The organism is Martinezella hainanensis, from assembly GCF_900094555.1.
GTDB classification, from domain to species: Bacteria; Pseudomonadota; Alphaproteobacteria; order Rhizobiales; family Rhizobiaceae; genus Rhizobium; species Rhizobium hainanense.
Window position 1 is genome coordinate 23,268 of the sequence record NZ_FMAC01000025.1, and the last position, 6,414, is coordinate 29,681.

At 57.4% G+C, this 6,414-nt stretch carries 7 protein-coding genes; 5 read left to right on the forward strand and 2 right to left on the reverse strand.

Features of this window, described 5'->3' with window-relative positions; genetic code table 11:
* On the forward strand, positions 1–1,062 hold the full coding sequence (virB11, locus tag GA0061100_RS33570) for a P-type DNA transfer ATPase VirB11 (protein WP_075857192.1): 1,062 nt from the start codon (positions 1–3) through the stop codon (positions 1,060–1,062).
* 17 nt (positions 1,063–1,079) lie between these two features.
* Here virB11 and GA0061100_RS33575 read toward each other — a convergent pair whose 3' ends face one another.
* Positions 1,080–1,382, reverse strand: a complete 303-nt coding sequence (locus GA0061100_RS33575; RefSeq protein ID WP_075857182.1) for a HigA family addiction module antitoxin — start codon at positions 1,380–1,382, stop codon at positions 1,080–1,082.
* A 21-nt stretch (positions 1,383–1,403) separates the two neighbouring features.
* Positions 1,404–1,673 carry a type II toxin-antitoxin system RelE/ParE family toxin gene (locus GA0061100_RS33580; RefSeq protein WP_075857193.1) on the reverse strand — a complete coding sequence of 90 codons (270 nt, stop codon included), beginning with the start codon at positions 1,671–1,673 and terminating at the stop codon, positions 1,404–1,406.
* An 80-nt stretch (positions 1,674–1,753) separates the two neighbouring features.
* On the opposite strand from GA0061100_RS33580, the gene GA0061100_RS33585 reads away from it, so the two are divergent.
* From GA0061100_RS33585 to GA0061100_RS35510, 4 genes are all read left to right on the forward strand, one after another.
* A complete protein-coding gene (locus GA0061100_RS33585; RefSeq protein ID WP_075857183.1) occupies positions 1,754–4,135 on the forward strand; it encodes a type IV secretory system conjugative DNA transfer family protein in 2,382 nt (793 codons plus the stop codon).
* A gap of 93 nt (positions 4,136–4,228) precedes the next feature.
* Complete coding sequence (locus GA0061100_RS33590; protein WP_075857184.1) at positions 4,229–4,510, forward strand: ribbon-helix-helix domain-containing protein; 282 nt, start codon at positions 4,229–4,231, stop codon at positions 4,508–4,510.
* Positions 4,500–4,808 carry a type II toxin-antitoxin system RelE/ParE family toxin gene (locus GA0061100_RS33595; protein ID WP_342197051.1) on the forward strand — a complete coding sequence of 103 codons (309 nt, stop codon included), beginning with the start codon at positions 4,500–4,502 and terminating at the stop codon, positions 4,806–4,808. Before GA0061100_RS33590 ends, GA0061100_RS33595 begins: the two co-directional genes overlap by 11 nt.
* A 1,079-nt stretch (positions 4,809–5,887) precedes the next feature.
* Positions 5,888–6,181, forward strand: a complete 294-nt coding sequence (locus GA0061100_RS35510) for a hypothetical protein (RefSeq protein WP_342197052.1) — start codon at positions 5,888–5,890, stop codon at positions 6,179–6,181.
* The last annotated feature ends 233 nt before the right edge of the window (positions 6,182–6,414 follow it).

Below are 6,414 nucleotides of genomic sequence, written 5' to 3' on the forward strand. Positions count from 1 at the left end.
ATGAGCGCCTCAGCGAAGGCTGAAGAATCCCTATGGGACAGTCTGCCCATCTATGTCAGGCAGACCGCCCAGCCGATCCGGCGGTGGCTGGAAGATCCCGATGTCATCGAGATCATGTGCAATCGGCCAGGCGAAATCTGGATCGAGAGCATGGTTGCCAGTCATATGGTCCGTCACGTCGTGCCTGGTCTCGACCATAAGGCGATCATTGCACTCGCCCAAATGATCGCCGGCACCACACAGCAGAGCGTCAATGAGGAGACGCCGCTTCTGTCGGCGGCCATGCCCAATGGCGAGCGGTTTCAGGCGGTATTGTCGCCGGTCGCAGCCTCGGGCGGTGCCTTTGCGATCCGCAAGCAGGTCATCCGCGATATGAGCCTGGATGACTATCTTGGCCTCGGTGGGCTCGACAATGTCAAAGTCAGTGGTCCGAAGCGCGGGGAGGTCGGGGACCTCAGCGAACTCGATGTCGAGCTCATTGCCCGCCTGCAGGACCCGACGCCTAAGTCGCGGCGGGAGTGGTTGCGCTTTGCGGTCGAAAGCCGGGTCACCATGTTGATCTCCGGGGGGACATCGAGCGGCAAGACGACGTTTTTCAATGGGCTTTTGAAGGATGTGCCGGCATGGGAGCGGCTTGTGTCGATCGAGGATACTCGGGAGCTGAAGCCGCCGCAGCCGAACTATCTGGCGCTCGTGGCATCGAAAGGCGGGCAGGGAAGAGCGCGCACCACGATTCAGGAGTGCCTGGAAGCAGCTCTTCGCCTGCGTCCGGATCGGATCTTCATGGGCGAGATCCGCGGCGTCGAAGCCTTCAGCTTCCTTCAGGCCGTCAATACCGGGCATCCCGGGTCGATCTCGACACTGCATGCGGACAATCCGTTGGGTGCCTATGAGCGCCTTGCCATGGCGACGATGCAGGCGAGTCTTAGTTTGACGAAAGCGGAGCTGATGGAATTCGTCCGCTTCGTCGTGCCTGTCGTGATCCAGGTCGCCCGCGATCCGGCGACAGGCCGCCGCGGCGTGCGCGAGATTTATTTCAACAAATGGAGCGGCCCAAAATGAACCGACCCTTTGTTACGTCACGCCGCCGTCTTATGCGGGGCAATCTGTTCGATGTCGTCGTGAAAGCGCTGGTCGGCGACGAGAAGATCGTAGTTGGACTGCAGATTGATCCAGAACTGGGCGGTGGTCCCGAAATAGCGCCCGAGCCGAAGGGCCGTGTCAGCCGTGATATCGCGCTGTCCGCGAACAATCTTCTCCATACGATCACGCGGGATCAGCAGGGCCTTTGCGAGCGAACCTGGGGTCAAGCCGTATTCCGGCAAAAAGTCTTCCTTGAGAATTTCCCCAGGATGAATGGGGCGCGGGCTATCGGACGTCATGAATATGCTCCTTCAATGATGTCAGACGATCTCGACTTCGAAGGCATCGCCATCCCGCCATTCAAAGCAGATGCGCCACTGGTCATTGATCCCGCTATATTGCCCTTTACGGTCGCCATGAAGCGCTTCGAGATGGTTGGACGGTGGAACGCGCAAGTCGTCGAGGCTTGTCGCCGCGTCAAGCTGCGCCAGACGCCGTTGAGCCCTGGCGACAATATCGGCTGGAAATCCCTTGGGAGCTTTTCCAGCACGTATCGCGCCCAGCCGCTTGTCTTTCGACGTCTTGATCATGAGCCCGACTGTATCCAGAAGAGATACGCCGGTCAAGGTTTTGTATCTCGGAAAGATACGAATCCGCATGAGGTACCGCAATGAAGCGTTTTGAGAAGGTCGCCCTTTTAATCGCGGGGCCAATCGTCGGCGCAGCTGCTGTATTCTATGCTTGGTCGGCAAACTACTCCGCTCTGTCTTTCCTCATGCTGAAGAGCACGGCTATGTGGAAGAGCTTTAGTGGTGACGACGTCCTGATGCCGCTCAAGCAAGCTTGGTATTATCACGGCAATGCCGCGATCGCGAAGCTGTCCTTACGCGCGACCATTGCGACATTGAGCGAGGCCGCCATCCTCGCCGGCGGCATCATGCTGTTGATCAAGCGGCCGTGGCAGGTGAGGCCACCAGCGGATGGGTCGCGCTTTGCCACGCTCAAAGATCTTGAAGCCGCCGGCCTTCTCGGCGGTCAGCCGGGTAAGTCGGTGCTTCTCGGCACGTTCGGTAAGGGCAGTTCGGCCGTCGATGTCCGCTATAGCGGCGACAGCCATTTCTTCGTCAACGGACCCTCGCGCTCCGGCAAGGGTCGCGGCTTCGTCATGCCGAACCTCCTCGAGTACCAGGGATCGGTGATCGTCCTCGACGTCAAACTCGAAAACTACACTTTGACCGGGCCGGCGCGAATTGCCATGGGCCAGCAATGCTTTGTCTTTGCGCCGGGATCGGCGCGTTCGCATTGCTGGAACCCGCTTGAGTTCGTGCGCGCGTGGCCTGAGCGGTCAACGGACCTCATCAATCTGGCCGCAACCCTGTTGCCGATCGGCGAGAAGGAAGAAGCCTACTGGAAGCAAACCGCCCGAGGGCTGCTTGCCGGATGCCTTGGCTATGTCCTGGAATCGTCGACCATGGAAGGCAGGCGAAACCTGCGGTCCGTGTTGCGACTGTTCTCGACGGGCCGGTCATTCTCGGCCGTGCTGCACGATATCATCGCCAACGAACCCGAGCTCGACCAGTTTGTCGTCAGCAGCTTTCGTCAACATCTCGGTCGCGACGAGGAACAGAGGCCGTCTTTCGAAGGTCACGTGACGACCGCGCTGGCAGCCTTCAACAATCTGCTGATTGCTGAGGCCTGCTCGGCGAGTGATTTCGATATTCGCAATCTACGCCGCAAACCGCTGTCGTTGTTCATCGCCGCTCCCGTCTCGGATTTTGGAACGGTCGAGCCGATCATTCGTCTGCTGATCCAGCAGATCCATGATGTGATGTTGCGATCACTGCCGGGCGCCGACGAGCCGCACAAGATCCTGATGATGCTCGATGAGTTCTATCAGTTCGAGCGGCTACCGGAGATCATCAAGCGAGCGCCGTTGGTCGCCGGCTATGGTTTGACGATCGCGCTCGTGGCCCAAAATATTCCGCAGCTTGATGAGCGCTATGGCCAACAGGCGCGCAACGCCCTGCTTGGCAACATGGATATCAAGCTCAGTATCGCCGTTGGTGATGATTTCACGGCCAAGATCGTGTCCGACAACCTCGGCCGCAAATACGAGGAGCGGGAAGGATGGGGTCGTCAGAAGGGCCTCCTTCTCGGTAAGCAGGCATCCTCCGGACGCTTTGAGCTTATACCACTGATGGATCCAGGTGCCGTTCAGCGTCTGGACGACAACAACACCATCTTGCAGATTCGCAGCGGTTATGGTGCCGTTCTCAACAAGCTGAATTTCTATGCCGATAGCCGGTTCGTGGCGCGCCGGCGTGAGGTAGAGGGGCGGAAGGGCGAGCTTACCGTCCCCGACCTCACGTTGCGTGCGGAATGGCCACTATTCGAACCGCAGCCCATGAAGTTGACAGAAACTGCAGAGGCCGTCGGCAGCATGCCTCTTCATGGCGGCCAAATTGATCATGAAAGGATCGTCTTCGAACACGCCAAGGCCGTGTTTGTAGAGCCGGCCTCCCTCATGCATGCCTATCGATTGGCAATGGAGGCCACGAGCGATCGTGTGACCGCTGATTTATTGTTTCGTCTACGGACGGCACCAGAGACAATTGGAGAGCTAAGAGGCAGCCCACTTCCATTCACCCGGGAATATCAGGTTCGCAAATCGGCGCGCGCCTCAATATGGGCGCTGCGACGGATGGTTTCGGAAGCCCGTTGGGCTGTCATCGCAGCGCGGCTGCCTGAGAAGGCAGAGCTGGAGGAAATGTTTTTCGGGCCGGGTGGCGTTGTGCGATCCCATATGGGTTTAGGTGCAACAGAGCGTGCCGAAGGGGCTAACTTGGACGAGGAAACCGATCTATTGGACTTGGGACTTGCGTCGGCCAATGAGGTCGTGGCGCAGATTGCCAACGTGGCAGAGGGTGGCATTAGCAAGGAGAACTCAAGCACTCCGAACGCTCTCTCGGATGCCCTAGTTGCGCTGCGAGGGGCACTGACAAATTCCATGTCTGAATTCGAGGAGGAGAACCGGCTCGTTGTTTCGAGTTAGTGGAGACGGATTCTGTGTTCTCTTGGCAATTTTCTTGGTGGCAGCACGCGTTCGGTGGTAAGCTTTCCTACCAGAAAGCAGCAGAGGGCAATTATGTCTAACGTCTCAAAGGTCAGCATTGCGGTAACGCCGCAGCAGGCGGAGCTCTTGCGCGATGCGGTCGAAAGCGGCGCTTATGCCAGCAGCAGCGAAATCGTGCGCGAAGCTATGCGCGACTGGTCTGCGAAATGGGCCAGCCGGAAGAACGATATTCAGGATCTCCGTGAATTGTGGGCGCAGGGAAAAGCCAGCGGCACGGCAAAAGCCGTTGATTTGGAAGCAACCCACGAAACGGCCCGCCAAAAGCTGAACGCCGCCCGCAATCATGGGGATTAAGCTCGTTTGGTCGCCTCAAGCCGAGGACGACGTTATCAATATTTATGTCGAGATCGGTCTTCACCAACCACAAGCGGCGGAACGCTATTATGAGCAGTTTAGGCAGAATGTCGGCCTTTTGGCCGATCAACCGCGGCTCGGCCAGCGTCACCCCGAAATCGCGCCCACGGCGCGGATATTGGTGCAAGCGCCTCATGTGATTCTCTACGAGAGATCCCAGACACCGATCAAGGATCTGTTCACACGATACAGATTGTCCGTATTGTCGATGGCCGGCGCGATTTGCGTAACCTTCTGAAAAGTTAGAGGCAGCCGGACACTAGCAAGCGCTATCGCTAACCTTCATTATGAACGACAGCGACCGCATCAAATGCGCATAGCATGTTGCAGAAAAGGCCCCGGCGAGGGCGACTCCCGGATGCAGACCGTCGGGAACGGCATAGGCGATCGGCCGTGCGGCGACGGGCCAGTTAAGGAGTTCACTCGTCATCAGACTAAGGTCCGTGTTCAACATAGGTCTATTCGGATAGTGGATGATTGCCCTCGGCCGCCGACATCACTGCCACCCGTCGACGGCCGGCCCTGTCATCGGATTCACCTCCGGTGACAGGGCGAATGATCAGATTGTGATTCAACGTCGCGAAAGAACCCCACAGCATGAGGAATTACAAAGAGTTATTTGCGTATCGGCGTCATGACCCTTTGCCGATTTACAGTCGAAATTCGAGCGTAATTGATAGATCCTCATGGGTGGGCGTGATTGCCGGTCTGTGGAGGCTTTGTAACTACGCGTGACTAATTTATTCCATGATATCAGATGATTAGCGGATGCTTAGCTAAATGGCTTGGTGGAGCGTAGGTTTATCGGCTCAAGAGCAATAGACAACGCCTGAGCCGGCTCGCTCTCAATTGGTGTTCTCCATGTGGGGGCTAACCGGCTGCCTCGGTCATTTCTTTGAAAGGCGCCTTTCCCGTTGTGGCCACCGCACGTGATCTGGCTAGCAGTCGTTGATCATGGCGAAGTGGCCAGGAAGAATTGCTTATTCTGGTAACGTCATTGTGGAAAAGACGGTGTCTCACGCCTCTGTCGATGATTTATTGTTAAATAGGAACTCCCGCATGTTCTGCCGATGCCAAAGCAGCGTCAGATTTCTCGAAAGGGTCGCAGATTCGATCAAGCGTTTTTCACCGCTTTGGGCACTATTCTTCGCCGCATTGGGAATTTTCGCAGCAAGCGAATTTGCTCGAGCTGGGTCGGAGCAGACATGGTAGGAGGATCCCGCCAGCCATTGCAAGTTCGTGGTGCCTGCTTCCCTGACGGCCGGACCTACGTTTTGGACGGGCACCTGCCCGGGTGGCAAAGCCTCCGGCAATGGCATGCTGCGACGCCGCGACGGCAACCACGCTGGTGCTGCCTTCTTTGGACAAATGAAGGACGGAGTTCCTCAGATAGGTCTCGTCGACCTTGATGGGGGATACCGGGTCGGAACCTTTGATCGCAATGACATCGGCAGCAAGGCCGAATTGGAGCCTCAGGTTCGGATTGATGCTTTCCGCGCCGCTATCGAAGCCGCCAAACTTGTAAGTTCCAAATATAAGGCGGAGAACAAGGATGCATCGGCACAGCTTTACGAGACGCTTGCAAAAGCGTTCGAAGCGCAGCTCGACTAACCTGAATTCTTTCCGTCTGATCCTGCTCTATGCAGCTCTTTTTGCGCCCGCCACGTTATCGGCGCAAGAAACGAACGAGGCGGCCAGAGGACTTCTCAAGATATTGGATCTCGATCGGGCTGGGGAGGCGATGATCAGCTATTGCGAGACTGCCGCGCCGGCCACCGCACCCCTGCTGAAGGCGGACTAGAATTCCTGCCAGTCTCCGCCTGCGACAGCGGCATTGCCATGAA